The organism is Bosea sp. 685 (assembly GCF_031884435.1).
In the GTDB taxonomy this organism is placed as follows: domain Bacteria; phylum Pseudomonadota; class Alphaproteobacteria; order Rhizobiales; family Beijerinckiaceae; genus Allobosea.
Genome location: NZ_CP134779.1, coordinates 2496090 through 2522059, shown reverse-complemented (window position 1 = coordinate 2522059; position 25970 = coordinate 2496090). Strand labels below are relative to the sequence as shown.

At 65.2% G+C, this 25970-nt stretch carries 27 protein-coding genes and 1 tRNA gene; 13 read left to right on the top strand and 15 right to left on the bottom strand.

Translation table 11 applies throughout. The features are described from left to right. Nucleotides 1-48 precede the first annotated feature (48 nt). From RMR04_RS13375 to RMR04_RS13365, 3 genes are all read right to left on the bottom strand, one after another. Entirely contained in the window at nucleotides 49-675 is a 627-nt protein-coding gene (locus RMR04_RS13375) for an ATP-dependent Clp protease proteolytic subunit (RefSeq protein WP_410492243.1), read from the bottom strand. A gap of 159 nt (nucleotides 676-834) precedes the next feature. Beyond that, a complete protein-coding gene (gene tig, locus RMR04_RS13370; protein ID WP_311915098.1) occupies nucleotides 835-2274 on the bottom strand; it encodes a trigger factor in 1440 nt (479 codons plus the stop codon). 142 nt (nucleotides 2275-2416) lie between these two features. Continuing rightward, nucleotides 2417-2501: transfer RNA gene (locus RMR04_RS13365), tRNA-Leu, on the bottom strand. A gap of 228 nt (nucleotides 2502-2729) precedes the next feature. Here RMR04_RS13365 and RMR04_RS13360 point away from each other — a divergent pair. Continuing rightward, nucleotides 2730-4166, top strand: a complete 1437-nt coding sequence (locus tag RMR04_RS13360) for a multicopper oxidase family protein (RefSeq protein WP_311915097.1) — start codon at nucleotides 2730-2732, stop codon at nucleotides 4164-4166. 2 nt (nucleotides 4167-4168) lie between these two features. Continuing rightward, nucleotides 4169-4561, top strand: a complete 393-nt coding sequence (locus tag RMR04_RS13355; protein WP_410492242.1) for a DoxX family protein — start codon at nucleotides 4169-4171, stop codon at nucleotides 4559-4561. 5 nt (nucleotides 4562-4566) lie between these two features. Here RMR04_RS13355 and RMR04_RS13350 read toward each other — a convergent pair whose 3' ends face one another. The 3 genes from RMR04_RS13350 to RMR04_RS13340 all read right to left on the bottom strand — a co-directional run bounded on the left by RMR04_RS13350 (nucleotide 4567) and on the right by RMR04_RS13340 (nucleotide 7116). Next, nucleotides 4567-5109 carry a gluconokinase gene (locus RMR04_RS13350; RefSeq protein WP_311915096.1) on the bottom strand — a complete coding sequence of 181 codons (543 nt, stop codon included), beginning with the start codon at nucleotides 5107-5109 and terminating at the stop codon, nucleotides 4567-4569. A gap of 6 nt (nucleotides 5110-5115) precedes the next feature. Then, nucleotides 5116-6102 carry a phosphogluconate dehydrogenase (NAD(+)-dependent, decarboxylating) gene (gnd, locus tag RMR04_RS13345; RefSeq protein WP_311915095.1) on the bottom strand — a complete coding sequence of 329 codons (987 nt, stop codon included), beginning with the start codon at nucleotides 6100-6102 and terminating at the stop codon, nucleotides 5116-5118. A gap of 78 nt (nucleotides 6103-6180) precedes the next feature. Continuing rightward, nucleotides 6181-7116 (bottom strand): LysR substrate-binding domain-containing protein, encoded by a 936-nt coding sequence (locus tag RMR04_RS13340; protein WP_311915094.1) that lies wholly within the window; start codon nucleotides 7114-7116, stop codon nucleotides 6181-6183. 136 nt (nucleotides 7117-7252) lie between these two features. Here RMR04_RS13340 and argH point away from each other — a divergent pair, with 136 nt between their 5' ends. The 4 genes from argH to RMR04_RS13320 are packed head-to-tail and all read left to right on the top strand — an operon-like array spanning nucleotide 7253 to nucleotide 11187. Next, the gene (gene argH, locus RMR04_RS13335) at nucleotides 7253-8677 is read left to right on the top strand and encodes an argininosuccinate lyase (protein ID WP_311915093.1); all 1425 of its coding nucleotides are present in this window, start codon (nucleotides 7253-7255) and stop codon (nucleotides 8675-8677) included. Between the two features lie 11 nt (nucleotides 8678-8688). Further along, nucleotides 8689-9543 carry an amino acid ABC transporter permease gene (locus tag RMR04_RS13330; protein WP_410492262.1) on the top strand — a complete coding sequence of 285 codons (855 nt, stop codon included), beginning with the start codon at nucleotides 8689-8691 and terminating at the stop codon, nucleotides 9541-9543. Next, nucleotides 9536-10318, top strand: coding sequence for an amino acid ABC transporter ATP-binding protein (locus tag RMR04_RS13325; RefSeq protein WP_311915091.1), 783 nt, complete (start codon nucleotides 9536-9538; stop codon nucleotides 10316-10318). Before RMR04_RS13330 ends, RMR04_RS13325 begins: the two co-directional genes overlap by 8 nt. A 32-nt stretch (nucleotides 10319-10350) precedes the next feature. Then, nucleotides 10351-11187 carry an ABC transporter substrate-binding protein gene (locus RMR04_RS13320; protein WP_311915090.1) on the top strand — a complete coding sequence of 279 codons (837 nt, stop codon included), beginning with the start codon at nucleotides 10351-10353 and terminating at the stop codon, nucleotides 11185-11187. A gap of 68 nt (nucleotides 11188-11255) precedes the next feature. On the opposite strand, the gene RMR04_RS13315 is transcribed toward RMR04_RS13320, so the two are convergent. Beyond that, nucleotides 11256-12125: an AraC family transcriptional regulator gene (locus tag RMR04_RS13315; RefSeq protein ID WP_311915089.1), complete on the bottom strand. Its 870-nt coding sequence runs from the start codon at nucleotides 12123-12125 to the stop codon at nucleotides 11256-11258. On the opposite strand from RMR04_RS13315, the gene RMR04_RS13310 reads away from it, so the two are divergent. Beyond that, nucleotides 12124-12552: a DUF2000 family protein gene (locus RMR04_RS13310; protein ID WP_311915088.1), complete on the top strand. Its 429-nt coding sequence runs from the start codon at nucleotides 12124-12126 to the stop codon at nucleotides 12550-12552. The genes RMR04_RS13315 and RMR04_RS13310 overlap by 2 nt on opposite strands. A gap of 17 nt (nucleotides 12553-12569) precedes the next feature. On the opposite strand, the gene RMR04_RS13305 is transcribed toward RMR04_RS13310, so the two are convergent. Next, the gene (locus RMR04_RS13305) at nucleotides 12570-12875 is read right to left on the bottom strand and encodes a hypothetical protein (RefSeq protein ID WP_311915087.1); all 306 of its coding nucleotides are present in this window, start codon (nucleotides 12873-12875) and stop codon (nucleotides 12570-12572) included. 6 nt (nucleotides 12876-12881) lie between these two features. Beyond that, a complete protein-coding gene (locus tag RMR04_RS13300) occupies nucleotides 12882-13892 on the bottom strand; it encodes a 1-aminocyclopropane-1-carboxylate deaminase (RefSeq protein WP_311915086.1) in 1011 nt (336 codons plus the stop codon). A 158-nt stretch (nucleotides 13893-14050) separates the two neighbouring features. On the opposite strand from RMR04_RS13300, the gene RMR04_RS13295 reads away from it, so the two are divergent. Beyond that, a complete protein-coding gene (locus RMR04_RS13295) occupies nucleotides 14051-14515 on the top strand; it encodes an Lrp/AsnC family transcriptional regulator (protein ID WP_311915085.1) in 465 nt (154 codons plus the stop codon). A 135-nt stretch (nucleotides 14516-14650) separates the two neighbouring features. Here the strand turns inward: RMR04_RS13295 and urtE are convergent, their stop codons facing one another. The 5 genes from urtE to urtA form a co-directional block, all read right to left on the bottom strand. Beyond that, a complete protein-coding gene (gene urtE / locus RMR04_RS13290; RefSeq protein ID WP_311915084.1) occupies nucleotides 14651-15346 on the bottom strand; it encodes an urea ABC transporter ATP-binding subunit UrtE in 696 nt (231 codons plus the stop codon). Nucleotides 15347-15348: 2 nt separating this feature from the next. Next, a complete protein-coding gene (gene urtD, locus RMR04_RS13285) occupies nucleotides 15349-16113 on the bottom strand; it encodes an urea ABC transporter ATP-binding protein UrtD (protein WP_311915083.1) in 765 nt (254 codons plus the stop codon). Nucleotides 16114-16117: 4 nt separating this feature from the next. Further along, nucleotides 16118-17260 carry an urea ABC transporter permease subunit UrtC gene (gene urtC / locus RMR04_RS13280; RefSeq protein ID WP_311915082.1) on the bottom strand — a complete coding sequence of 381 codons (1143 nt, stop codon included), beginning with the start codon at nucleotides 17258-17260 and terminating at the stop codon, nucleotides 16118-16120. Continuing rightward, complete coding sequence (gene urtB / locus RMR04_RS13275; RefSeq protein WP_311915081.1) at nucleotides 17257-18870, bottom strand: urea ABC transporter permease subunit UrtB; 1614 nt, start codon at nucleotides 18868-18870, stop codon at nucleotides 17257-17259. The genes urtC and urtB overlap by 4 nt, the downstream gene beginning before the upstream one ends. Before the next feature lie 154 nt (nucleotides 18871-19024). Beyond that, a complete protein-coding gene (gene urtA, locus RMR04_RS13270) occupies nucleotides 19025-20311 on the bottom strand; it encodes an urea ABC transporter substrate-binding protein (protein ID WP_311915080.1) in 1287 nt (428 codons plus the stop codon). 656 nt (nucleotides 20312-20967) lie between these two features. On the opposite strand from urtA, the gene rnr reads away from it, so the two are divergent. The 4 genes from rnr (at nucleotide 20968) to rpmG (ending at nucleotide 24835) form a co-directional block, all read left to right on the top strand. After that, a complete protein-coding gene (gene rnr, locus RMR04_RS13265) occupies nucleotides 20968-23286 on the top strand; it encodes a ribonuclease R (RefSeq protein WP_410492241.1) in 2319 nt (772 codons plus the stop codon). Further along, complete coding sequence (locus RMR04_RS13260; RefSeq protein WP_311915079.1) at nucleotides 23286-23744, top strand: DUF983 domain-containing protein; 459 nt, start codon at nucleotides 23286-23288, stop codon at nucleotides 23742-23744. Before rnr ends, RMR04_RS13260 begins: the two co-directional genes overlap by 1 nt. Continuing rightward, nucleotides 23741-24475 carry an NUDIX hydrolase gene (locus RMR04_RS13255; RefSeq protein WP_311915078.1) on the top strand — a complete coding sequence of 245 codons (735 nt, stop codon included), beginning with the start codon at nucleotides 23741-23743 and terminating at the stop codon, nucleotides 24473-24475. Before RMR04_RS13260 ends, RMR04_RS13255 begins: the two co-directional genes overlap by 4 nt. A 192-nt stretch (nucleotides 24476-24667) precedes the next feature. Then, on the top strand, nucleotides 24668-24835 hold the full coding sequence (rpmG, locus tag RMR04_RS13250; protein ID WP_038367996.1) for a 50S ribosomal protein L33: 168 nt from the start codon (nucleotides 24668-24670) through the stop codon (nucleotides 24833-24835). Between the two features lie 89 nt (nucleotides 24836-24924). Here the strand turns inward: rpmG and RMR04_RS13245 are convergent, their stop codons facing one another. Beyond that, nucleotides 24925-25080 (bottom strand): hypothetical protein, encoded by a 156-nt coding sequence (locus RMR04_RS13245; RefSeq protein WP_311915077.1) that lies wholly within the window; start codon nucleotides 25078-25080, stop codon nucleotides 24925-24927. 504 nt (nucleotides 25081-25584) lie between these two features. Between RMR04_RS13245 and RMR04_RS13240 the strand changes: the two genes are divergently transcribed. Further along, the gene (locus tag RMR04_RS13240; protein WP_311915076.1) at nucleotides 25585-25785 is read left to right on the top strand and encodes a hypothetical protein; all 201 of its coding nucleotides are present in this window, start codon (nucleotides 25585-25587) and stop codon (nucleotides 25783-25785) included. The last annotated feature ends 185 nt before the right edge of the window (nucleotides 25786-25970 follow it).

Below are 25970 nucleotides of genomic sequence, written 5' to 3'. Positions count from 1 at the left end.
CGCCAACCCACAGGCAACGGGGCGGCTGGTCGCAGCCCGCGCGGCCGATCAGGCCGTTGCTTCTTCAGGCCGCTTGTCGATGACCTTGTCGATCAGGCCGAAGTCGCGCGCCGCCTCGGCAGTCATGAAATTGTCGCGCTCCAGCGCCGCTTCGATGTCGGCATAGGAGCGTCCGGTGTGCTTGACGTAGATCTCGTTCAGCCGGCGCTTCAGGCTCTCGACCTCGCGGGCGTGGATCAGGATGTCGGTGACCTGGCCCTGGAAGCCGCCCGAGGGCTGGTGGACCATGATGCGGGCGTTGGGCAGCGCGAAACGCATGTCCTTGGCGCCGGCTGTCAGCAGCAGCGAGCCCATCGAAGCGGCCTGGCCGACGCACAAGGTCGTGACCGGGCAGCGGATGAACTGCATCGTGTCGTAGATCGACATGCCCGACGTCACAACGCCACCGGGCGAGTTGATGTAGAAGGAGATTTCCTTCTTGGGGTTCTCGGCCTCGAGGAAGAGGAGCTGTGCCACGATGAGCGAGGCGGAATAATCCTCGACCGGTCCGGTCAGGAAGATGATGCGCTCGCGCAGCAGCCGCGAATAGATGTCGAAGGCGCGCTCGCCACGGCTGGACTGCTCGACCACCATCGGGACGAGATTGTTGTAGGTCTCGATCGGATCGCGCAGCATGAAAATCGTCCTTGGGTGGCAGCGCCGGCTTCGGCGGATGGAGAATCAGCGAATGTCTCGGAGGACACCCACATAAGCACGGCAAACGCGGCTGAAAAGAGAAGCGCCGCCCAGCATGAAGCTCGGCGGCGCGAATATTGCGATTAAGGTTGCCGACAATCAGGCCGAAGTGTCTTCGGCCTTGTCCTCGCCCTTGGCGTCAGCCTTCTTGGCCTTCTTGGCGGCCTTCTTCGGCTTGGCCTCGGCAGTCTCGTCCGCCTCGTCGTCGGCGTAGAGCGCTTCGCGCGTGACGCTCTGATCCTCGACCTTCACCTGCTCCAGCAGGTGGTCGACGACCTTCTCCTCGAAGATCGGGGCGCGGATCTCGGCCAGGGCCTGCGGGTTCTTCTGGTAGAACTCCCAGACCTGCTTCTCCTGGCCGGGGAACTGGCGGGCGCGCTCGACCAGGGCCTTGGTGACCTCGTCATCCGAGATCTGGACCTTGGCCTGCTCGCCGATCTCGGCCAGCACGAGGCCGAGGCGAACCCGGCGCTCGGCGATCTTGCGATAGTCGGCCTTGGCGGCTTCTTCGGTTGTGCCCTCATCCTCGAAGGACTTCTTGGCTTCCTTCATGTCGACTTCGACATGGCTCCAGACGCTGGCGAACTCCTGCTCGACCAGGGTCGGCGGCAATTCGAAGGTGTATTTCACATCGAGCGCGTCGAGCAGGCTCTTCTTCAGCTTGCGGCGCGACTGCTCGCCGAAATCGCGGCCGATCTGCTCGCGGATCGCGGTCTTCAGCGCATCGAGCGACTCCATGCCGAAGGCCTTGGCGAGCTCGTCGTCGATCTTGACGGCCTCGGGCGCCTGCACCTCGGTGACCGTGACCTCGAACTCGGCCGGTTTACCGGCAAGATGGGTCGCGGTGTAGTTCTCGGGGAAGGTCACCTTGACCGTGCGGGTCTCGCCGGCCTTGGCGCCTTCGAGCTGCTCCTCGAAGCCGGGGATGAACTGACCGGCGCCGAGATCGAGCGGGATGCCCTCGCCCGTGCCGCCGTCGAAGGGCTTGCCCTCGAGCGTGCCGACAAAGGAGATCATCAGGCGGTCGCCGCTGGCGGCCTTGGCCTTCTCGCCCTTGTTCGAATAGGTGCGATTCTGGCCGGCCATGCGCTCCAGCGCGGCATCGACATCGGCATCGGGCACCTCGGCGACGGGCTTGGTCAGCGCGACGTCCGACAGGTCAGCGAGCTCGATCTTGGGCAGAACCTCGAGCGCGACGGTGAAGGCGAGATCGCCCTTGGCCTCCATCGCGGCCTCGATCTCGTCCTTGTTCTCGGGGAAGCGGATCTGCGGCTCGAAGGCGAGCTTCAGGCCGTTATCCGTGACGATCTTCTGGTTCGCCTCGTTGACCGCGTTCTGCAGCACGTCGGACATGACCGAGCGGCCATAGAGACGGCGCAAATGGGCAACCGGCACCTTGCCGGGGCGGAAGCCATTGATCTTGGCCTTGCCCTGCAGGCCCTGAAGGCCGTCATCGAGCCTGGATTTGAGGTCGGCGGCATTCAACACCACCTGAAACTCGCGCTTGAGGCCCTGGGACAGGGTTTCGGTCACGTTCATCGTTTTCGATCCGCCAACAGCGTTACTTCAATGTCCAAAGCGCGACGCCGGGTGACCGCCGCCGCGCTCGCGAAATCCATTTTTCTTCAGCGAACGATTCCCGCGCCACGACGCTAACGTCATGATGCGATCGCACGCCTGCTGGTGCGGGCGGAGGGACTCGAACCCCCACGACTTTCGCCGCTGGTACCTAAAACCAGTGCGTCTACCAATTCCGCCACGCCCGCCGGCCCGATAGCGCTGCACGCGAGCAAACGCAGCGCGGCCATCGTTGGGCCGCGGTGCTATACGCATTTCGAGCAGGCCATGCAGCAAAAAAATGCGACGTTTCTGCGAAGGTGGCCCCACCGCGCCGTATCGCGACACATCGCCGGGCCGTGCGAAGGCCGCCTCTCGCCAGATCGCACGCCACAGATTATGCCGGGCGCATGACCGACAAAGGCCTCACTTCGTCCATGCGACCACTCCTTGCGCCGACAAGGCGCGCTACGCTCGCCGGGCTTGGCGCCACGACCCTTGGCGCCACGACGACGATCGTGCTTGCCGGTGGGGCCTCGTCGCAGGCCAGGCCGCCAGCCGGCCCAGCCGGAGCCGAGCCGCCATTGAGCCTGCTGGTTGCAGCACCGGGCAAGGCGCGCCTGCGGCCGGCGCCGGCGGGCGAGACGGACATCCTGGCGCTGAACGGGGCGTCTCCAGGCCCGGCTCTGCGAATCAAGTTGGGCGAGACGCTGCGCCTCAAGCTCGACAACCGAACCGCCTTGCCACTGTCCCTGCATTGGCAAGGCCTGCGTGGCGCCGCCGCCATGGACGGGGTCGGCGGCTTCAGTCAGCCGCCGGTCGCTCCAGGCACGAGCTTCGAATACCGGCTGACGCCGCCCGATGCCGGCACCTTCCTCTATCGGCCGCTGCTCGTCGGCGCCTCGTCCGAGCCGGCCGGCCGGGGCCTTGGCGGACTGCTAATCGTCGAGGAGGCGGAACCGCTGGCGGTCGACCTCGACCTGCCGGTGCTGGTCGCGGATTGGCTGCTCGGCGACGACCACGCCATCCGCCCCTTCGCCACGGCAAGCTCCGAGGGCGCGGCCGGCGGCCGGCTCGGAAGCTGGCTGACGGTCAATGGCGCGCCGCCGCCGCAGCGCGTTCCGGTCGCGCCGGGCGCGCGCGTCCGCCTGCGCCTCGCCAATGCCTGCAACGCCCGGATCATGCGGCTGCGCTTCGACGGGGTGAAGGCCTCGGTCGTCGCCGTCGACGGACAGCCGACCGACACCTTCGAGCCGGTGCGCGCGCAACTACCTTTCGCGCCGGGCACGCGCTACGATCTGATCGTCGACATGCCCGAGGAGCCGGGCGCGACCGCGATCGTGACCGCATTGATCGGCGCCGGCGTGCCGCTTGTCCGGCTGGTGGCCGAGGGCGCAAAGAAAGCGGCCGCGACGGCGCCTGCCGCGCTGAAGCCCAACCCGACGCTTCCCGCCGCTGTGCGCCTCCAGGATGCGGTCCGCCCCCAGATCATCATCGAGGGCGGGGCGAAGGTCATGCCCGAGCTCAAGCTGGACCTCGCCGGCCTCGATCTCTCCAAACCCTGGCGGATCAATGGCGGCGTCGGAGACGCCGGCAAGCCGCTCGTCAGCGTCAAGCGCGGCACGCCGATCGTGCTCGCGATCGAAAACCGGACGGCCTTCCTCCAGCCGATCCATGTGCATGGCCACTGCTTCCGGCTGCTGCACCCGCTCGACGATGGCTGGGAGCCCTATTTCATGGACACGGTGCAGATTCCCGAGGGCAAGCGGCTGCACATCGCCTTCATCGCCGAGAATCCGGGGCGCTGGATGATCTCTTCGACGGTCCTGGAGCGCTTCGATCTCGGGCTCTGGTCCTGGTTCGAGGTAACGTGAACTTGCGCGCCGCGATGCGCTGGTTGATGGCAGCGTTCTATCTTGCCGCCGGCCTGTTGCATTTGCGCTCGCCCACGGCCTTCCTGCCGATCATGCCGGGCTGGGTGCCGGCGCCGCGCGAGGTCGTCATTTTGACAGGTGTCGCGGAAATTCTCGGTGCCGCGGGTTTGCTGGTCCCGAGTCTGCGCAAAGCAGCAGGCATCGGGCTGGCGCTCTACGCACTTTGCGTCTTTCCAGCCAACATCAAGCACGCCATGGAAGCCATTGCAGTTCCAGGGCTGCCGACGAGCTGGTGGTATCACGGCCCGAGACTGGCGCTGCAACCGATCCTGATCTGGTGGGCGCTGTTCTGCTCTGGAACGATCGCTTGGCCGGCGCGACAGCGCCAGCCCTGACAGGGTCAATTCAAACCTGGCTCCGTCAAACCAAGCCTCGTCAGCACCGCGCGCAGGATCTCATCCTTCGGCAGCTCGACCGGCATCACCAGCGGGTGTTCCTCCTCGCCGGGCTCCTCCAGCGCGGCGAACTGGCTGTCGAGCAGCGCGGGCGGCATGAAATGGTGCTGCCGCGCCGCCATGCGCGCGCCGATCAATTCGCGCGAGCCCTTGAGGTAGACCAGCGCGACATCGGGCCGATCGCCGATGATGACGCGGCGATAGGCCCGCTTCAGCGCCGAACAGGTGACGATACCGTTCTTGCCGGAAGCGCGAAGCTCGTCGATCCAGGCGGCGATGGCTGCGAGCCAGGGCTTGCGGTCCTCGTCGTTCAACGGCGTGCCGCCCGCCATCTTGGCGACATTCTGCGGCGGGTGGAACGAATCGGCGTCGCGGAACGGCCAGCCCAGATGCTCGGCCAGGCGTTCGCCCAGCGAGGTCTTGCCCGAGCTCGCGACGCCCATGACGACGATGGCGGCAGGCCCGCCGCCCTTCTTCGAATTGATCATGGCGCGTCAGACCGGCTTCTTGGGCTCGACATGGCCGCCAAAGCCGGCGCGCATGGCCGAGAGCACCTTCTCGGCAAAGGTGTGATCCTTGCGTGAGCGGAAGCGGGTATAAAGCGAGGAGGTCAGGACCTCGGCCGGCGTCGCGGTCTCGATCGCGGCCTGCACCGTCCAACGTCCCTCGCCCGAATCCGAGACATTGCCGGTATAGGCCGACAGATCCTCGTCGGCTGCGAGCGCCGATGCCGTCAGGTCGAGCAGCCAGGAGGTCACGACCGAGCCGCGCCGCCAGACCTCGGAAATCTCGGCGACATCGAAATCGAAGCCGTATTCAGGCGGCAGGCCCTCCTTGGCGGAGGCGTTGCGCAGCAGGTCGAAGCCCTCGGCGAAGGCCTGCATCATGCCGTATTCGATGCCGTTATGGACCATCTTGACGAAATGGCCCGCGCCAACCGGCCCGCAATGCAGGTAGCCTTCCTCGCTGGTCGGGTTGCGACCGTCGCGATGGCTGGTCTCAGGAATATCGCCCTTGCCGGGCGCGAGCGCCTTCAGCAGCGGGTCCAACCGTGCGACGGTCTCCTTGTCGCCACCGATCATCAGGCAATAGCCGCGCTCCAGCCCGTGCACGCCGCCACTGGTGCCGATATCGAGATAGTGCAGGCCCTTGGCCGAAAGCTCCTGCCCGCGCCGGACATCGTCCTTCCAGAAGGCGTTGCCACCGTCGATCAGCGTGTCGCCGGGTTGCAGCAGGCCGGACAATTCGGTCAGCGTCGCCTCGGTGATCTCGCCAGCCGGCAGCATGACCCAGATGGCGCGCGGCGCGGCAAGCTTGGCGACCATGTCCTTCAGGTCGGAGGCGACGACCGCCCCCTTCTCGGCAAGCGCAGCGCCGGGCTTGGGATCACGATCATAGACCACGCAATCATGCCCGGCCTGCATCAGCCTGCGCACGATGTTCGCACCCATCCGGCCGAGGCCGACCATTCCTAGCTGCATCGTTTCAACCCTTCATGGCCGGGGCATCTCGACCGCCGGTCCGTTTCATGCGCCGGTCCGTTTCTTGGCGCTTCCTGTTCACCGCGCTTCTTGCATCCCGACCGCCTCCGCGACAAGCCAGTCACGCAGCAGGACGAGCGCCGGGCTCGGTGGCCGATCCGCCGGGCGGGTCAGCCAATAGCCATACCGGCTGCGAAAACCGAGCCCCGCCGGGTTGACGAGTCTCCCCCCCGAGAGCTCCTCCACGACCAGCGCACGCGGCACCAGCGCCAGCCCCTGCCCCGCGATCGCCGCGCGGATGACCAAGGCATAGAAGCCGAAGCGGATCACGCGCTGTGGAACAAGCTCAGCCACGGTATTGGCCTCGGCGAACGCGCCCCAGCGCAGCGGCGTGGGTGGATGGTCGAGCACCGGGAACCGGGCGACATCCCTGACCTCGCCGATCGGTCCGAGGCGCGCCAGAAGGTCCGGCGCCGCCACCAGCGCGACATCGCGCCCAAACAGATAATCCGCCTGCTGCCCAGGCCAGTCACCCTCACCGAACCGAAAGGTCGCGTCCGCAGCTTCGGCCGTGCCATGGGCGACGAAGTTGGTGAACTGGACCTCGAGCTCGGGATGCTCCTCTGCGAAGCGCGAGAACCGCGGTACCAGCCAGCGATCGCCAAGGATCGGCAACACATGCAGCCTGAGCATCGGCTGCTCCTGGCGAAAACCGGCAACACCGCCGACCGCCGACGCCAAAGCGACGAGCACCTCCCTGGCCGGACCGATGAAAGCGTGGCCGGCCTCGGTCGGCTCCAGGCCACGCCGATTGCGCGCAAACAGGCTCGCGCCGACGATCTGCTCGACGCCGCGCAACTGCTTGCTGACAGCGCTCTGGGTCAAATTCAGTTCGTCGGCAGCGCCCGAGCAGGAGCCGTGACGCGCAACCGCCTCGACGACGCGCAGGCCCATGGTCGAAGGCAGTCGCCGCGGCAGCGGCGCCGAGAGGAGCGAGGGTGACTCCGAAAGCATCGCTCATACTAGTCCACGACAGCACGCTGCGAAAGAGCTATTCCAAAATGGAATGATCGTCGGAAATCATCTCCTTTGCCGGCGCAAACGCATGCGCACTAACCTGCCTGGCGTAACGTCAGAGCGGAGAGCTAGCGTGAACCAGCCATTGCGCCTGTGGGGAGGTCGCTTCACCGCCGAGCCTGACCCCGCCTTGACCCGCCTCTCCCGCTCGGAGGCCAGCGATTTCAGCCTCGCGCCCTATGATCTTGCCGGCTCGCGCGCCCATATCCGCGAGCTCGGCCGCGCCGGCCTGCTCGACGACGCCGAGACCGCAACGATCCAGAGGGAGATCGACGCAGTCGAAAAACTCCATGCGACAGGGCTGATCGAGCCCTGGCCGGAGGACGAAGATGTCCAGACCTTCCTCGAACGCGTCCTGACGCAGCGGCTTGGTCCTCTCGGTGGCAAGATCCGCGCCGGGCGCTCGCGCAACGACCAGGCCGCCAACGACCTCAAACTGTACCTGCGCCACCACGCCCGTAGGCTGATGAAGGATCTGCTGAGCCTGCAGGACGCCATCGTCGCGCAGGCCCTCGAACATGTCGCGACGCCGGTGCCGGGCGTGACGCATCTTCAGGCGGCACAGCCGATCACCTTCGGCCATCATCTGATGGCCCATGCCCAGGCCTTCGCTCGCGATGCCGAGCGGTTGATCGACTGGGACAGGCGCAATGCCGTCTCCCCGCTCGGCGCCGCAGCACTGGCGGGTTCCGCGATCGCGCTCAACCCCGAGCTTGTCGCCGAAGAGCTCGGCTATGACGGCTCGTTCGAGAACTCGGTCGATGCCGTCGGCTCGCGCGACCATGTCGCGGAGTTCCTGTTCGTCACGGCCATGCATGCGGTCAATCTCTCCAGGCTAGCCGAGGAGATCGTGATCTGGTGCACGCAGCCTTATCGCTGGATTTCGCTGCATGATTCCTTCGCGACCGGATCCTCGATCATGCCGCAGAAGAAGAATCCCGACATCGCCGAATTGACGCGCGGCCGCTCGGCGCGGCTGATCGGCGGGCTGATGACGATGCTGGCGGCGCTGAAGAGCCTGCCCCTGTCCTATAACCGTGACCTCGCCGAGGATAAGAACGCCTGTTGCGATGCGGTCGAAGGCTTGGCGCTGGCGCTTCCCGCCATGGCCGGCCTGGTCGCCACCATGACGGTCAATGTCGCGACCGTGCGGGACGCTGCTTCCCGAGGTTTCACGCTGGCAACCGAGGTCGCCGATTTCCTGGCGCGCAGGGGCGTAGCCTTCAGCGAGGCGCATGAGATCACCGGCGCGCTGGTGCGCCTCTGCGAGGAGAAATCCTGCCAGTTGCACGAGATCGACAATGCCGGGCTGGCCTCGATCGACCCCCGCCTCACGCCCGATATCAAGGAGCATCTGACATTGGAGGCGGCACTCGATGCGCGTATGGCCAAAGGTGGCACGTCGCCTGCACGCGTGGCCGAGCAGATCGACAGGCTGACGCAGCGCCTCGCCGTGCAGCGTGACTGGGCCGACGGATACCGGGGACCGCAACCATGACTTCAAGCCAGATGCCGGGGACGGCGCTCGACCCCACGATCCTCAGCCTGCCCCGTGTCGGCAGGCTGCATGTCGGACGCTGGGTTTCCGCGGCCCTGGTCCTGCTCGCGCTCGCTCTCGTGGTGAAGGCCTTCGCCGAGGGCGACATCGCCTGGAAGGTCGTCGGCCAGTTCTTCACCGCGCCCGCCATCCTGGGCGGCCTCGTCAACACCGTGATCATGACGGCCTGCGCCATGGCGCTGGGCATCGCGCTCGGCGTCCTCTTCGCGATCATGGCGATGTCGCCCAACGCCGTGATGCGCGGTTCTGCGGCGTTCTACATCTGGTTCTTCCGTGGCACGCCGCTGATCCTGCAATTGCTGATCTGGTTCAACCTCGCGCTGGTCTTCCCGACGATCGGCATTCCAGGCCTGTTCTCGGCACGGACGATCGACCTGATCGGTCCCTTCATGGCGACGCTGCTGGGCCTGGGGATCAACCAGGGCGCCTATACAGCCGAGGTTGTGCGCTCCGGCATCCTCTCCGTCGATCACGGTCAGGTCGAAGCGGCCAAGGCGATCGGCATGACCAGGCTGACGACTTTGCGCCGGATCGTGCTGCCGCAATCGATGCGGGTGATCATCCCGCCTGTCGGCAATGAGGTAGTGAGCATGGTCAAGCTGACCTCGATCGCCAGCGTGATCCAGTTCTCCGAGATCCTGCGCAACGCCCAGACGATCTATTACGCCAATGCCCGGGTGATCGAATTGCTGATCGTCGCGGCAGGCTGGTATCTGATCGTGGTCTCGATCCTCTCGCTCGGGCAGGTCGTGCTGGAGCGGCATTTCGCCAAGGGCCGCGCCGGTGCGGGAGCGCGCAATGGTTGAGGCTCCAGCGAACCGCCCCATGGTCCAGGCGCTGTCGTTGACGAAGCGCTTCGGCAGTCTCGCGGCGCTCGATTCCGTCTCACTCGACGTCGCGGCTGGTGAAGTGGTCTGCATCATCGGCCCCTCCGGCTCCGGCAAGAGCACGCTCTTGCGCTGCATCAACCAGCTCGAACGCATCGATGGCGGCGCGATCTGGGTCGATGGCGAACTCGCCGGCTTCCGGCGCACCAGCGACCGGTTGATCGAGTTGACCGACAAGGAGATCGCGCGCCAGCGCCTCGCCAGCGGAATGGTCTTCCAGCGCTTCAACCTCTTCGGCCATATGACGGCGCTGCAGAACGTGATCGAGGGGCCGGTGACCGTGCTGAAGCAGCCCAGGGCCGCCGCCATCGCCGAGGCCGAGCGCCTGCTGGCGCGGGTCGGCCTGGCCGAGAAGAGCGGCGCCTACCCGTCCGAGCTTTCCGGGGGCCAGCAGCAGCGCGTCGCGATCGCCCGCGCGCTCGCGACGAAGCCCAGGCTGATGCTGTTCGACGAACCGACCTCGGCGCTCGATCCCGAACTCGTCGGCGAGGTGCTCGCCGTGATGCGCGACCTGGCCAAGAGCGGCATGACGATGATCGTGGTGACGCATGAGCTCGGTTTCGCGCGCGAGGTCGCCGACCGCGTCGTCTTCATGGATCAAGGCCGCCTGATCGAACAGGGGCCTCCTGCCCAGGTGCTGAGCGCACCCGAACATCCCCGTACCCGCGACTTCATCGCCGCGGTCCTGCCTTGAACCCTTGCCCTGAACCGATCTGGAGGATTGCCATGACCCTGACGTCACGAAGCCTGCTCGCCGCTTTGGCGTTCTGCCTGCCCGCGGCGGTTTCCGCCCAGGAACTGCCGGCCCGGATCAAGACCGCTGGCAAGATCATCGTCGCGACGCAGCCGAACTATCCGCCGATCATCTTCAAGGACCCGGCGACCAACACCCTGGCCGGGCTCGACATCGAAATCGGCGAAGCGATCGGCAAGGAACTCGGCGTCGCGATCGAGTGGCAGGAGACCGCCTTCGCGCAGATGCTGCCTTCGCTCCAGACGGGCCGCGTCGATATGGTCATGGCCGGAATGTCGGATAAGCCGGCTCGGCGCGAAACCGCCGATTTCATCGACTACTTCTCGTCGGGCGCGCAATTCTACACCATCACGGCGCTGGCCCCGGGCCTGAAGACGATGGAGGATCTCTGCGGCAAGACGGTCGGCGCCAGCCGCGCGACGAGCTGGCTGAATGAGATGGAAGACTGGAGCAAGGAAAACTGCGTCGCCAAGGGCAAACCGGCGCTGACGATCGTCGGCACGGAAGGCTCGGTCGATGCCCGCACCCAGCTCAAGACCCAGCGCCTCCAGGCTGCCGTCCAGGGCAGCGAGGTGATGCCCTATTTCCTCAAGCTCGAGCCCAACACCTATGTGCCGATCGGCGCGCCCTTCACCGATGTGCGCGCCGGCATTCCCTTCGTGAAGACCCCCGAGGGCAACCAGTTGCGCGACGCGGTCAAGGGCGCGCTCGACCGGCTCAAGGCCAAGGGCACCTATGACGCGATCTTCGTGAAATATGGTTTGCCCAGCAGTGCCTTGCCGAAGATCACGATCAACGAAGGTAAGTAGGCCTGCAACGAAGGCAAATAGGCCTGCATAGTCGAACATCCGGGGGGAGAACGGCCCGTGGCCGCCGCTCACTCCGGATGGCGATGCAGGTTGCGCCACCGCCCCGGCGTGACGCCGAAAGCCCGGCGGAACTGGCGTGTCAGATGGCTCTGGTCAGCGAAACCGCAGGCGGCCGCGACATCGGCGATTTCCAGCCCCGACCGCAGCATGGCGCGAGCCCGATCGAGCCGGCGCATGACGAGATAATTATAGGGGCTCGTGCCGAAGCTCGCGCGGAAATGGCGGGCGAGCGCGAAACGATCGAGCCCGGCGACGGCTTCCAGCTCTCCTGATGTGACGACCCGCTCCCGCTGAGCATCAAGAAACCGCCTGACGCGCTCCGAGGCCGCCTGGGCATGGCGCGAGCCCACCGGGCGCGCCGCCGATGGATCGAGCGCCAGCAGGGCCTCGGCCAACCCCAGGACGATGTCCTCGGCTTCGTCGGCCGCCAATGGCGCGTCGATCGCGCGCAAGCCGCGCGCAATCGCCCGGACGAGACGCGGATCAGACGAGACGGCTGCCGAGATGAAGGGCAGCGCACGCGCCTCATCGCCCAGCGCCGCGCGCAAGAGCCGGGGCTCCAGATACAGCATGCGGTAGCGGAAGCCGGATTCGACGCCGGCGCGGCCATTATGAATCTCGTCTGGATGCAGGACGATCGCATTGCCCGCGCGGCTATCCTGCCGACTGCCGCGGTAGTCGAAGCTCTGCACGCCGCTCAGCGTCAGGCCCAGCGCGTAGGTGTCGTGCCTGTGCGGGTCATAAGCGTGGCCGCTGAAGAAGGCCTCGATCCGCTCGATGCCGTCAGAGCCCGGTCCCGCGCGCAGCCAATCACCGTGTGAGGGGCCGCACGATCGTTCAAGACCGCCCGGCCCTGGCTCGTTTATCGATTGCGCCATGCGTTACGACACCAAGACCCGTTACGACACCAAGATCGCCATAGCGGTGCGCGAGGATCTCGCCACCTGGCAAAAACTCAACGTCGCCAGCTTCCTCGCCGGCGGCCTCGTCGGAGCTTACCCCGAACTGAAGGGCGAGGACTACAACGATGCATCGGACCGATTCTACGGCCCGCTGATCCGCCAGCCCGTCCTGATCTTCAGCGCGAACGGCGAGCAGCTCAGATTGATGCTCCAGCGGGCACAGCAGCGCGGCGTGCGACCGCATCTCTACACGCAGGAGCTGTTCGCGACGGGCAATGATGGCGACAATCGCGCCGCCGTCGCCGCTGTCGCGACAGCGGCGCTCGATCTCGTCGGCCTGGCGGTCCATGCCGAGCGCAAGGAGGCCGACAAGATCACCAAGGGTCTGTCGCTTCACGACTGAAGCGACAGACCCTGGCCTCAGGGGAACATCATCGCCAAGGGCTCGATCGACCAGATCGGCTCGATCCGCATCAATCGCGTCTTCACCCCGGCCGGAAAGGCCGGGTCGCCGCGCCAGCGCAGCATGACCGCCTGCGCCGTCTCCGCGCTCTTGAAGCCGAGCGCGATGACCTCGGAGACTGGCCGGCCACGCTCGTCGCGCTCCGTCCCGACGAAATTGAGCCGGCCATCGCCCGACAGGGCGATGGGTCCGATCCGGTCAAGCAAGCCTGACCGGACGCCGGACGCTTCGGAGGCGAATTCGAAGAAGACGACGGCTTCCATGGCGGCTCAGCCGTTGCGGAAGGTATAGCTGTAGCCATTGATCGCCGGCACGCCGCCAAGATGCGCGTAGAGCACCTTCGAGCCGGCCGGGAAGAAGCCCTTCTTCACCAGATCGATCATTCCCTGCATGGATTTCCCCTCATAGACGGGGTCGGTCATCATGCCTTCAAGACGGGCCGAGAGGCGGATCGCCTCGATCGTCTCCTGCGAGGGCACGCCATAGACCGGGTAGGCGTAGTCCTCGTTCAGGACGATATCCTCGTTGGTGATGTCCTTGCCGCCAACCAGGGCCGAGGTCTTCTGGGCGATATCGAGGACCTGAGCGCGCGTCTGGGCCGGCGTGAAGGAGGCGTCGATGCCGATGACGTTGCGCTGGCGGCCATCTTTGGCGAAGCCGACGACCATGCCGGCATGGGTCGAGCCGGTGACCGTGCAGACGATGACGTAGTCGAATTTGAAGCCGAGCTCGGCTTCCTGGGCCCGGACTTCCTCGGCGAAGCCGACATAGCCGAGGCCGCCGAATTTATGGACCGAGGCGCCGGCGGGAATCGCATAGGGCTTGCCGCCCTTGGCCTTCACATCGGCAAGCGCCTTTTCCCAGCTCTCGCGGATGCCGATATCGAAGCCCTCGTCGACGAGCTGGACCTCGGCGCCCATGACGCGCGACATCAGGATGTTGCCGACGCGGTCATAGACGGCGTCCTCATGCGGCACCCAGCTTTCCTGGATCAGGCGGCACTTCATGCCGATCTTGGCCGCGGTCGCGGCGACCATGCGGGTGTGGTTCGACTGCACGCCGCCGATCGAGACCAGCGTATCGGCGTTGCTGGCGATGGCATCGGGCACGATATATTCGAGCTTGCGCAGCTTGTTGCCGCCGAAGGCCAGGCCCGAATTGCAATCCTCGCGCTTGGCGAAGATCTCGACATGGCCGCCGAGATGGGCGGACAGGCGCGACAGTTTCTCGATCGGCGTGGGGCCGAAGGTCAGCGGATAGCGTTCGAATTTGCTCAACATGGCAGGCTCGTCTCCCTCGAAAATGATCGGGGAAAAATACCGAATCTCAGTTGAGACGTCCTTCCAAAGTGAGCGCTTGTTTTTCCTGAAGCTTCCGCAATTATCGGATCGATACGCATTCGGTTCCGAAAATCGGCATAAAAACGGACGTTTCTTTCATGACTGAAAAACTCGACAGAACCGACCTCAAAATCCTGCGCCTGCTGCAGGCTGACGGGCGGCTCGGCAATGCCGAGATCGCCAAACGGGTCAATACCAGCCCCGCCACCTGCCATCGGCGGATCCAGCGCCTGTTCAGCGAGGGCTATATTTCCTCGGTGCGCGCGCAGGTTTCGCCGCAACATGTCGAGATGGGCACACTGGCCTTTGTCGGCGTCGTGCTGGATCGCTCCACGCCCGAAAGCTTCGGCGACTTCGAGGCCGCCGTCCGGAGCATGCCCACCGTCCTCGATTGCCACATCGTCGCCGGCGATTTCGACTATTTCCTCAAGATCCGCGTTAGGGACATGGCCGATTTCAATAAGTTGCACGCCGACAAGCTGATCGCGCTGCCCGGTGTGCGGCAGACGCGGACCTTCTTCGTGATGAAGGAGGTCGTCGACAACGCCCCGCTGGCGTTTTGAGGACGCCCGCGGCCTCGCCGTCATTCTCGGGCGAAGCGAAGCGCGGACCCGAGAATCTCCTGACGAGAAGGCGGCGCCTGGCGCCCCATGCGGTCTGCGATGCTCGGGGCAAGCCCGAGCATGACGGCGCAGCCGTCATACCTGGATCAGCCTCTGCACCTGATTGGCGTCGAGCTCGGCCATCGGCCCCGACAGCACGACCTCGCCGCGCTCCATCACGAACATCGTGTCGGCGAGATCGCGGGCGAAGTCGAAATATTGCTCGACCAGCACGATCGCCATGTCGCCCTTGGAGCGCAGATAATCGATCGCGCGGCCGATATCCTTGATGATCGAGGGCTGAATGCCCTCGGTCGGCTCGTCCAGCACCAGCAATTTGGGCCGGGTGACCAGCGCCCGCGCGATGGCGAGTTGCTGTTGCTGGCCACCCGAGAGGTCTCCGCCGCGCCGCCCCAACATCGACTTCAGCACGGGGAATAGGTCAAACAGTTCACCGGGAACGTAGCGCTCCTTGCGGGGCAAGGGCGCATAGCCCGTCTCCAGATTTTCCTTCACGCTCAGCAGCGGGAACACCTCCCGCCCCTGCGGTACATAGGCGATGCCGGCGCGCGCGCGATCCTCGCTGCGCAGCTTCGAGATGTCCTCGCCGCCGAAGCTGATCTTTCCGCCCGAGATCGCCTGGTGGCCGACGATGGCGCGCATCAGCGAGGTCTTGCCGACGCCGTTGCGGCCCATCACGCAGGTGACCTTGCCGATCTCGGCCGTGACCGAGACGCGGCGGAGCGCCTGGGCTGCGCCGTAGTGGAGATCGATGGCGTCGACACTGAGCATTGTCATCGTCCCAGATACACTTCGACGACGCGCTCATTGGCGCTGACCTGGTCGAGCGGGCCCTCCGCCAGCACCGAGCCCTCATGCAGCACCGTCACCTTCACGCCGAGTTCGCGGATGAAGCCCATGTCGTGTTCGACCACGATGACCGAATGATCCTTGGCGATCTCCTTGAGGAGGACGGCCGTCTCGGCCGTCTCGCCATCGGTCATGCCGGCGGCAGGCTCATCGACCAGCAGGAGTTTTGGATCCTGCGCCAAGAGCATGCCGATCTCGAGCCACTGCTTCTGGCCGTGCGAGAGCGAGCCCGCGAGCCGGTCGCGCGCATCGCCGAGCTTGATGATGCCGAGGATGTCGTCGATGCGCTTGGCATCCGCAGCCGCCGTCTTCCAGAACAGGGTCCTTGCCACCGTGCGCTTCGATTTCAGCGCCAACAGGATGTTGTCCTCGATGGTGTGGAAATCGAACACCGTCGGCTTCTGGAATTTGCGACCGATGCCGAGATTGGCGATCGCCGCCTCGTCGAGCTTGGTCAGGTCGACAGAGCCGCCAAACATCACCGTGCCGACATCGGGCTTTGTCTTGCCGGTGATGATGTCCATCATCGTGGTCTTGCCGGCGCCGTTGGGGCCGATGATGGCGCGCATCTCGCCTGGCGCGATGGTCAGCGACAGGCCGCGAATCGCCTTGAAACCGTCGAAGGAGACGCTGACGCCGTCGAGATAGAGCAGCGAAGAGGTGAGTGCGCCGGGAACGGGAGCGTTCATGTCGTCACTCCGCCGGGGCCGGTTCGGCCGCTGGCGACGGCTCCGGCGGCGCCTTGCGCCTGGTCCACCAATCCTGCGCCGTGCCCAGGATGCCCTTGGGCATGAAGATCGTCACGAAGACGAAGAGCGCGCCCAGCGCGAACAGCCAGTACGGCGCCATGAAGCCCGAGGTGAAGACGGTCTTGGCGTAGTTGACGACGACCGCGCCGAGCGCCGCGCCGACCAGCGTGCCACGCCCACCTACAGCGACCCAGATCACGGTCTCGATCGAGTTCGCGGGCGCGAATTCGCTGGGATTGATGATGCCGACCTGCGGCACATAAAGCGCGCCTGCGACGCCCGCCATGCAGGCCGAGACGGTGAAGACGAAGAGCTTGAAGCGGTCGACCCGGTAACCGAGGAAGCGCGTGCGGGATTCAGCATCGCGGATCGCGATCACCACCTTGCCGAGCTTCGACGAGACGATGCCGCGCGCGATCAGGAAGCCGGCGATCAGCATGACGCAGGTCATCGAGAACAGCGCCGCGCGCGTCGACTGCGCCTGGACGTTGAAGCCGACGATCTCCTTGAAATCTGTCAGGCCGTTATTGCCGCCAAAGCCCATATCGTTGCGGAAAAAGGCGAGCAGCAGCGCATAGGTCAGTGCCTGGGTGATGATCGAGAGATAGACGCCGGTGACGCGGGAGCGGAAGGCGAACCAGCCGAAGACGAAGGCGAGCAGACCCGGCACAGCCAGGACCATCAGCATGGCGAAGGGAAAGGAGGAGAAACCGTACCAGTACCAGGGCAATTCGCTCCAGTTCAGGAAGACCATGAAATCGGGCAGGATCGGGTTGCCATAGGTTCCGCGCGAGCCGATCTGGCGCATCAAATACATGCCCATGGCGTAGCCGCCGAGCGCGAAGAAGGCGCCGTGGCCGAGGCTCAGGATGCCGCAATAACCCCAGACCAGATCGAGCGAGATCGCCAGCAGCGCGTAGCAGAGATATTTGCCCCAGAGCGACATGGTCGAGGTCGGCACATGCAGGACCGAACCCGGCGGCAGCAGCAGATTGGCGAGCGGGACGAGAACCGCCAGCGCCACGAGCACGGCGAGGAAGACGAGGCCGCGCTTGTCCATGCCCTGGATGAGGAAGCGGGTGATCATGCTTCCACCGCCCTGCCCTTTTGCGCGAACAGGCCGCGCGGGCGCTTCTGAATGAACAGGATGATGAAGACGAGCAGCGCGATCTTGCCGAGCACCGCGCCGGCATAGGGTTCGAGCAGCTTGTTGGCGATGCCGAGCGTCATCGCGCCGACCAGCGTGCCCCAGAGATTGCCGACGCCGCCGAAGACCACGACCATGAAGCTGTCGATGATGTAGCTCTGGCCGAGATTGGGGCTGACATTGTCGATCTGCGAGAGCGCGACACCGGCCAAGCCCGCCACACCCGAGCCCAGCCCGAAGGTCAAGGCATCGACACGGCCCGTACGAATGCCCATCGCCGAGGCCATGCGCCGGTTCTGGGTGACGGCGCGCATCTGCAGGCCAATCGGCGTCAATTTCAGGATCGCCAGCAGCGCGGCGAAGACGAGGCCTGCGAAGACGATGATCCAGAGCCGGTTCCAGGTGATGGCGAGCTGGCCGATCTCGAAGGCGCCGGACATGAAATTGGGCGCGCCGACCTCGCGGTTCGTCGGGCCAAAGGCGGTACGAACCGCCTGCTGCAGGATCAGGCTGATGCCCCAGGTCGCGAGCAGCGTCTCAAGGGGACGGCCATAGAGAAACCGGATGACGCCGCGCTCGATCGCGATCCCGACGAGGCCGGCGGCCAGGAAAGCCAGCGGCACGGCGATCAACAAGGAGTAGTCGAACAGGCCGGGAAAGCGGGTCCGAATAATCTCCTGCACGATGAAAGTGGTGTAGGCCCCGAGCATCACCATCTCGCCATGGGCCATATTGATCACGCCCATGACGCCGAAGGTGATGGCCAGCCCGATAGCCGCCAGCAACAGCACCGAGCCAAGCGAGAGGCCGTACCAGAGGTTTTGTCCGGCACGCCACAGCGCGAGCTTGCTCTCGATGGCTGAGACCGCGCGGCCTTGCGCCTCCCTCAGCCCTGCCGAGGAATCGCCCGGCAGGGAGCGCAGGGTCGCCAGCGCATCCTGGTCGCCGCGTTCGCGCAGCACGTCGACGGCAGCGATCCTGTCAAAGGGTGGCGCGTCGGGTTTGGCGATGAGGATCGCGGCCTGGGCCTGACGCAGCGCCGCCTTCGCCCGGGCATCGCTCTCCTTGGCGATGGCGCCTTCGAGCACCGGCAGCAAGGAAGCGTCGCGCGACTTGAACACCGCCTCGGCGGCGGCGATGCGCTTGCCGGCATCGGGATTGAGCAACCCCAGACCACCAAGAGCCGCCTGGATGGTACGGCGCACGCCGTTATTGAGGCGCACTGCGCTCAAGCCCGGAGGCTCGGAGGCAAGTGCAGCGCCGGTCTTGGCGTCAAGCAGTTTGCCGTCTTTGGTCTTCACGACGACCGCACCGCCCCCAGCCAGAAGCCGGCCATCGGCTAACGCCTCGATGATGACAGCGGCCTGCGGATGAGCGTTCGCGATCAAAATCTCGATGGCGCGGTTGGTATCGGAGAAACTGTCGGCGCCGAGCTTGATGAAGGCCTCGTCGGCGGCCGGGGCCGAACTTTGGGCTGAAGCAGCGCCCGGCTGGAGCGCAAGCAGCGTCGCTAGCGCAATCATGCGCAGAAGGCAGGACACAATTCGCATGGGCTCGTTTCGGGTTCGCGGCTCGGTAGTTTGCTTGGCAGTGAAGGACTTGGGCAGTGACGGACGCCCCCAGTTCGAACAAACGGAGGCGTCTCGCCGAATTCCAAGGGACGGTCGGGCTTATCCGCCCGTGCCGTCCCTCCCCCTCATGACCTCACGCGCCGCCGCACTTGCCGGTCTTGACGTTGAAGTTGCCGCACTTCTTCTCGACCCAGTCGCCGATCAGATCCTTGGAGCCGTCGAGCTCCTTCGACCAGGCGTCGCCGGCGACGAGACCGGTCTTCGAGACCACGTCGAACTGGCCGTCGGCCTTGATCTCGCCGATCAGCACGGGCTTGGTGATGTGGTGGTTCGGGAGCATCTTGGAGATGCCGCCGGTGAGGTTCGGCGCCTCGATGCCGGGCAGCGCATCGATGACCTTGTCGGGATCGAAGCTCTTGGCCTTCTCGACCGCCTTCACCCACATGGCGAAGCCGATGACATGGGCTTCCATCGGATCGTTGGTGACGGCCTTGTCGTTCTTCTTGTAGGCCTTCCACTGCTTGATGAAGGCCTCGTTCTCCGGCGTCTTCACCGACTGGAAGTAGTTCCAGGCGGCGAGATGGCCGAGCAGCGGCTTGGTGTCGATACCGGCGAGCTCTTCCTCGCCCACCGAGAAGGCCACGACCGGGATATCGGTCGCCTTGATGCCCTGGTTGCCGAGTTCCTTGTAGAACGGCACGTTGGCGTCGCCATTGATGGTCGAGACCACGGCGGTCTTCTTGCCGGCCGAGCCGAACTTCTTGATGTCGGAGACGATCGTCTGCCAGTCGGAATGACCGAACGGCGTGTAGTTGATCATGATATCCTCCTTGGCCACGCCCTTCGACAGAAGGTAGGCCTCGAGGATCTTGTTGGTCGTGCGCGGATAGACATAGTCCGTGCCGGCGAGCACCCAGCGCTGAACCTTCTCTTCCTTGGCGAGGTAATCGACCGCGGGAATGGCCTGCTGGTTCGGCGCGGCGCCGGTGTAGAAGACATTGCGTTCCGACTCCTCGCCCTCGTACTGGACGGGGTAGAACAGGATCGAATTCAGCTCCTTGAAGACCGGCAGCACGGATTTGCGCGACACGGAGGTCCAGCAGCCGAACACGGCCGAGACCTTGTCCTTGGCGATCAGCTCGCGCGCCTTCTCGGCGAAGAGCGGCCAGTTCGAAGCCGGGTCGACGACGACGGCCTCGAGCTTCTTGCCGAGCACGCCGCCCTTCTTGTTCTGCTCGTCGATTAGCATGAGCATGACGTCCTTCAACGTCGTCTCGGAGATCGCCATCGTGCCGGAGAGCGAATGCAGGATGCCGACCTTGATGGTCTCCTGCGCTGCGGCCGGCAGGAGCGTCCCCAGAAAAGCGGCGCTTGCAAGTGCAGCGCCCAAAATAACGCGACGAGTATTGCTCACGGACATGTCCCCCGAACCAATCCTGTTGAATGCACCCTTGAGTGGGCGCCGACAGGCCTCCCCGGCCCGAAGGAGCGGGCTCGCAAGCGACATGCCAACGAGCCTTTTGCGGCGCTTCGGCCCGCAAATCTCTGCCGCAGGGGCAGCTTTTGCCGAATTTCCTGCGAGATGAGCCGCCATGCACGCAAGGATGATGCGAGACGAGTGTATTTGCTTATTTATTGCGCAAATTTTCCGCCCATCTTTTCGGCAGGCGATCCAAGGGCCTTCATTTTGCCGGCTGTCGCGGCATTTCGCCTGACGAAGGAAGCGCTTTTTTTGACATTTACGCCGGCCCGAGAATCGCCCTAGCCTGTCCTTGTCGGTAACAACTGAAAGGAGGTGATCCAGTGTCTCATTGTCATCAACCGCTGGTGCAAAGCGGGCGGACCTGGACTCATTCCCAATGGGGTTCTTGTTCCGCGTGAGTTTTCGCGCCTTTGGGTCCGGCTCGCCGGGCCGCGGTTCGACAATGGAAGGGCTGCCCGCAAGGGCAGCCCTTCTTTCATTTGGGATGCTTTCATCGGAGGATGCGGCGATACCGGTTCTGGCGTCGGCGCGGCGCTCATGGCAGACAGGAACTGTGTTTTCTTCGCCCTCCCCCGTTTTGACGAGCCGATATCGTGTCATCGCCCGTGCCTGAGCCGAGCCGTGAGGCGATCCTGGACTTCATCGAGACCGAGCGTGCCGCCGGCCGCGATGCCAGCCGCCGCGAGATCGCGCGTGCCTTCGGGCTGTCCGGTGGCGGCAAGATCTGGCTGAAGCGGCTGTTGAAGGAGATCCAGGAGGATCAGGCTGTCGACGCTCCCGGAAATGGGGCGCTGGCTGGGCATCCGCGCGGCGCCTTGCCCCCCGTCCTGCTGAGCGAGATCAAGGCCAAGGATCGCGACGGCGACCTCGTCGCGGCCCCGCTGGAATGGAACGAGGCCGACCAGGGCGTGGCGCCGCGCATCCTGATCGAGCGGGCGCGAGAGTTCCGCGCCAAGCGCAATGCGGCTCCGGCAGCCGGTGTCGGCGATCAGGTCCTGCTCAAGCTGACCCGTTTGAAGGGCGTCGACGGCTTCGCCTATTCCGGCCGCGTGCTGAAGATCATGGGCAAGGGCAAGGCCCAGGTGCTCGGCATCTTCCGCGCCCTGCCCGATGGCAGCGGCCGCCTGATCCCGATCGACAAGAAGGCGCAAGGCCGCGAGGCGCTGATTCCGAAGGGCCGCACGGCCGAGGCGCAGGATGGCGACCTCGTCTCCGTCACGCTGCGCAACGAGACGCGCTTCGGGCCTTCCGAGGCGCATGTGCGCGAGCGGCTCGGCTCGATCAAGTCGGAGCGCGCCGTCAGCCTGATCGCGATCCACGCCCATGGCATTCCCAACGTCTTCTCACCGGCAACCATCGCCGAGGCCGATGCCGTGCGCCCCGCGGGCACCGCCGGCCGCGAGGATTGGCGCGACCTGCCGCTGATCACGATCGACCCCGCCGATGCCAAGGACCATGACGACGCGGTTCATGCCGCGCCTGACAGCGATCCCGATAATCCCGGCGGCTATGTCGTTACCGTCGCCATCGCCGATGTCGCAGCCTATGTCCGGCCGGGCTCCAGCCTCGACCGCGAGGCGCTAGAGCGTGGCAACTCGGTCTATTTCCCCGACCGGGTCGTGCCGATGCTGCCGGAGCGGATCTCGAACGATCTCTGCTCGCTCCGTGGCGGCGAAGACCGGCCGGCTCTCGCGGTACGGCTGGTGCTGAAATCGGACGGCTCCAAGAAGACCCATTCCTTCCACCGCATCCTGATGCGCTCGGCCGCCAAGCTCTCCTACCAGCAGGCGCAGGCCGCAATCGACGGCAAGCCCGACGAGACCACCGGCCCGATCCGCAACACCATCCTGATGCCGCTCTGGGCCGCCTATGGCGTCGCCTCCCGCGCTCGCGACGCGCGCCAGCCGCTCGATCTCGATCTGCCCGAGCGCAAGCTGGTGCTGAAACCCGACGGCGCGGTCGACCGCGTCATCGTGCCCGAGCGGCTGGCGGCGCATAAGCTGATCGAGGAGTTCATGATCCTCGCCAATGTCGCGGCCGCCGAGACCCTGGAGAAGGCTGGCAGCCTGCTGATCTATCGCTGCCATGACGAGCCATCGCTGGAGAAGATGCGGGCGCTCGGCGAGGTCTTGGCCTCGATCGGCATCAAGCTGCCTAAGGAGGCCGCGCTCCGGCCGGTACTGTTCAACCGCATCCTGGCCATGATCAAGGGCTCGGAGAACGAGCTCTTCCTCAACGAGGTCGTATTGCGGACCCAGGCGCAGGCCGAATATGTCGCCGAGAATTACGGGCATTTCGGCTTGAACCTGCGCCGCTACGCCCATTTCACCTCGCCGATCCGGCGCTATGCCGACCTTGTCGTCCACCGCGCGCTGATCACCGCCATGCGGGCCGGAGATGACGGTCTGCCGAAGACAACAACGCTCGCCGAATTGCGCGAGGTCTCGACCCGGATCTCGGCGGCCGAGCGCCGCGCCATGGCAGCCGAGCGCGAGACCACGGACCGGCTGATCGCGCATTTCCTGGCCGACCAGATCGGCTCCAGCTTCGATGGCCGTATCGGCGGCGTGAATCGGGCAGGCCTGTTCGTGAAGCTGGACGGTACCGGTGCCGACGGCTTCATCCCGGCCTCGACATTGGGCGCCGACTATTATCGCTACGACGAAGCCGCCCACGCCATGATCGGCGAGCGCAGCGGCGAGAGCTGGCGCCTGGGTGACCGGGTGCATGTACGCCTCGTCGAAGCCGCCCCCGTGGCAGGCGCTCTGCGCTTCGAATTGCTCTCCGAAGGCCGGCATGTGACACCGGGACGCTCTGGCAATCGCCCGGCGCGGCCCCCTATATCAGGGCGCGCGAGGGCGAAACCGTCCTTCGGCAAGGCGGGCGGCAAGAAGCCCGGCAAGAGGCGCTGATGTCTGTTCAAATCAATCATGCGGTGGGGCGACCGGTCGAACGCGACTGGCGCAGCGCCATCGGGCGCGGCCTGATGGGGCGCTGCCCGCATTGCGGCGAAGGCAAGCTGTTCCGCGCCTTCCTGAAGCCGGTCGATACCTGCGAGGCCTGCGGCGAGGCGATGCATCATCAGCGCGCCGACGACCTGCCGCCCTATATCGTCATCACCATCGTCGGCCATATCGTCGTCGGCGGCCTGCTGATGGCAGAGAAGTACGCCAACTGGCCGATGTCGCTGCATATGGCGATCTGGCCCGCCCTGACGGTCCTGCTCTGCCTCGTGATGATGCAGCCGGTGAAGGGCGGCGTGATCGGCCTGCAATGGGCGATGCGCATGCATGGTTTCGACAGCAATGGTTTCGACGGCGAGCCGCCGCGGCCGGAACGCCAGCCCGCGGCCACGTTGCTGCGCCCGTGAGCGACCATGTCGTCACGCTGACGCAGGCCGAGCGCGCGCGCGTCAAGGTCAATCTGCGCCCCAAGGATGCGGCGACGGTGCTGATCATCGACCGCTCGGCGAAGACGCCGCGCGTCCTGATGGGCAAGCGCCATCCCGGTCATAAGTTCATGCCCGGAAAATTCGTCTTTCCCGGCGGCAGGATCGATCCGGAAGACCGCCGCATGACGGCGACCGGCGCACTCGGCCAGATCTGCGAAAACCGGCTGATGGCGCGTACGCAGCGCCCGAGCCCGATGAAGGCGCGGGCGCTGGCGCTGGCCGCCATTCGCGAGACTTTCGAGGAGACGGGGCTGCTCTTCGGCTCAAGCGAGCTCGGAACGCCCGAGAAGCCACCCGCCGGCAGCTGGGCGGGCTTCGCCAGCCACGGGATTTTCCCCGACCTCAGCGCCATTACATTCGTGGCGCGGGCCGTAACACCGCCGCGCCGGCCCAAGCGCTTCGACACGCGCTTCTTCGCTATCGACTACGGCGCCCTCGCCGGGAAGGTCGAGGGGGTGACAGGCCCCGATTCGGAACTGATCGAACTCGTCTGGGTGACCTTCGCGGATGCGCAGAAGCTCGATCTGCCGACGATCACGCAGGTGATTCTGAAAGAAGTCGACGCACGGCTCAGCGCGGGCTTCGCGCCTTATCTGCCAGTTCCCTATTATTGGGAGAAGAACGGCCATTTCGTCCGCGAGGAGTTATAGAAGCCACACCCACCATCGGGGCGCCATGCTACGCCGCATGACGCGACAAGGCGGAAACAGCCAGGCGCGCGCCATTCTTTCTTGACTTCGCCGGCTCGTTGCGGCATTCCCCCACCCGACGGTTTGCCGGGTCCGCCCGGCCATTTTCTTTTTAAAGGGCCTCACCAGCCCCTCAGGCTCGAGGATAATCCCATGGCCAAGGCCGTGACCATCAAGATCAAGCTGCTCTCGACGGCGGATACCGGTTTCTTCTATGTCACCAAGAAGAACTCCCGCACGATGACCGAGAAGATGTCCAAGAAGAAGTACGATCCCGTCGCGCGCAAGCACGTCGAGTTCAAGGAAACCAAGATCAAGTGATCCTGGTTACGCTTCAGGCATAACAACGCTCTCGAAAAACCGCTCGTATCCCGAGCGGTTTTTCATTTCGGCCTGCCGCGATGCCGCCCTCAGTAGGACGGCTTGGGCACGAACAGGCAGAAGGGCCGCTGCGACGGCGCGATCACGGTCCCGGTCAGGGTGCCCCCGCTCCGGCAGATGTGAAAACGCCCGTCTTTCGAGACCCGCGTGGCGCTTTCCGGGACGAAATGACCATCATGGGTCATATAGCCTCCGGGAACGCTGCGGGGATCTGGCTCACGGGCGTCCTGGTCCATTCCCATGGGCCAGCAATCGCGGTCGCTGCAGCAGTCGTAAGGGTACCAACTATGCGCGTAGACAAGCCCTCCGCCCAACGGTGATACCGTAAGGCAGAGCGCCAATGCGAGGGTACGCATGGGTCGCTCCATAGAATGAGGATGTCAGGCCAGCATCTTCGCAATCCGAACAAGCCTGGATTGCGAATCGTCATCAGGGTATCACGCCGGAGCGCTACCGTGGATTGATTTGCTGCGCTGCAAATTCCGAGGCCGATAGTGGGCCAACTGGGCGGCCGGGTTTTGCGTCTGCCTGCGACGAATATGTCACTTGGCGCGGGCAACGACTGGCGTAGCATGGACTTCTCGCCCGATCTTTGCAGGCCGAAGGGCTTATGGGCTCGCGCGGGCCGTTGAGACGATGCCGGCGCCTGCCAATTAGAACCTATCCTCCTCCCCGATCGGACATCGTCCTTGACCAACGGCGACAAGCATGTCGAGCCCCTCGCTCCAGGCCACAGCCCGTGGCGGCGCTTCCTGAAGCTGCTCGTGGAAGTCGATTCGTCGCGTTTCGCGCTCAGCCGGCTGAAGGCAGGGCTGATGCTGCTCGCGATCCTCGCGCTCTTCGCCGGGCTCGGCTACGCACTGCCGGCGCTGTTCTCGCGCTATTTCTGAAAACCACTCTTGGCGCGCAGGATGCAGGCATTCGCCCGAATACCGGGCTTCCTCCATCTGCATCAGGTTTTGAGAGGTGGTCGGCCGGCGACGGTTCTGATGAGGCCAGAAATCCGTCACCGACCGGCCGAGCCCAGCGGTTTCCCAGGAGATGCGGCGGATCCGGGAGCCCGAAGGGCGTTTCG

What these genes read in the sequence shown, in the direction of transcription:
- RMR04_RS13350 (WP_311915096.1), bottom strand. Translation starts at nt 5,109, where the DNA reads ATGATCAATTCGAAGAAGGGCGGCGGGCCTGCCGCCATCGTCGTCATG.
- RMR04_RS13315 (WP_311915089.1), bottom strand. Translation starts at nt 12,125, where the DNA reads ATGGCGCAATCGATAAACGAGCCAGGGCCGGGCGGTCTTGAACGATCG.
- RMR04_RS13245 (WP_311915077.1), bottom strand. Translation starts at nt 25,080, where the DNA reads ATGACCCATGATGGTCATTTCGTCCCGGAAAGCGCCACGCGGGTCTCG.
- RMR04_RS13295 (WP_311915085.1), top strand. Translation starts at nt 14,051, where the DNA reads ATGACTGAAAAACTCGACAGAACCGACCTCAAAATCCTGCGCCTGCTG.
- RMR04_RS13320 (WP_311915090.1), top strand. Translation starts at nt 10,351, where the DNA reads ATGACCCTGACGTCACGAAGCCTGCTCGCCGCTTTGGCGTTCTGCCTG.
- RMR04_RS13360 (WP_311915097.1), top strand. Translation starts at nt 2,730, where the DNA reads ATGCGACCACTCCTTGCGCCGACAAGGCGCGCTACGCTCGCCGGGCTT.
- RMR04_RS13340 (WP_311915094.1), bottom strand. Translation starts at nt 7,116, where the DNA reads ATGCTTTCGGAGTCACCCTCGCTCCTCTCGGCGCCGCTGCCGCGGCGA.
- urtD (WP_311915083.1), bottom strand. Translation starts at nt 16,113, where the DNA reads ATGAACGCTCCCGTTCCCGGCGCACTCACCTCTTCGCTGCTCTATCTC.
- tig (WP_311915098.1), bottom strand. Translation starts at nt 2,274, where the DNA reads ATGAACGTGACCGAAACCCTGTCCCAGGGCCTCAAGCGCGAGTTTCAG.
- RMR04_RS13325 (WP_311915091.1), top strand. Translation starts at nt 9,536, where the DNA reads ATGGTTGAGGCTCCAGCGAACCGCCCCATGGTCCAGGCGCTGTCGTTG.
- urtC (WP_311915082.1), bottom strand. Translation starts at nt 17,260, where the DNA reads ATGATCACCCGCTTCCTCATCCAGGGCATGGACAAGCGCGGCCTCGTC.
- RMR04_RS13375 (WP_410492243.1), bottom strand. Translation starts at nt 675, where the DNA reads ATGCTGCGCGATCCGATCGAGACCTACAACAATCTCGTCCCGATGGTG.
- RMR04_RS13330 (WP_410492262.1), top strand. Translation starts at nt 8,689, where the DNA reads ATGCCGGGGACGGCGCTCGACCCCACGATCCTCAGCCTGCCCCGTGTC.
- urtB (WP_311915081.1), bottom strand. Translation starts at nt 18,870, where the DNA reads ATGCGAATTGTGTCCTGCCTTCTGCGCATGATTGCGCTAGCGACGCTG.
- RMR04_RS13305 (WP_311915087.1), bottom strand. Translation starts at nt 12,875, where the DNA reads ATGGAAGCCGTCGTCTTCTTCGAATTCGCCTCCGAAGCGTCCGGCGTC.
- urtE (WP_311915084.1), bottom strand. Translation starts at nt 15,346, where the DNA reads ATGCTCAGTGTCGACGCCATCGATCTCCACTACGGCGCAGCCCAGGCG.
- urtA (WP_311915080.1), bottom strand. Translation starts at nt 20,311, where the DNA reads ATGTCCGTGAGCAATACTCGTCGCGTTATTTTGGGCGCTGCACTTGCA.
- rpmG (WP_038367996.1), top strand. Translation starts at nt 24,668, where the DNA reads ATGGCCAAGGCCGTGACCATCAAGATCAAGCTGCTCTCGACGGCGGAT.
- RMR04_RS13260 (WP_311915079.1), top strand. Translation starts at nt 23,286, where the DNA reads ATGTCTGTTCAAATCAATCATGCGGTGGGGCGACCGGTCGAACGCGAC.
- RMR04_RS13300 (WP_311915086.1), bottom strand. Translation starts at nt 13,892, where the DNA reads ATGTTGAGCAAATTCGAACGCTATCCGCTGACCTTCGGCCCCACGCCG.
- gnd (WP_311915095.1), bottom strand. Translation starts at nt 6,102, where the DNA reads ATGCAGCTAGGAATGGTCGGCCTCGGCCGGATGGGTGCGAACATCGTG.
- RMR04_RS13310 (WP_311915088.1), top strand. Translation starts at nt 12,124, where the DNA reads ATGCGTTACGACACCAAGACCCGTTACGACACCAAGATCGCCATAGCG.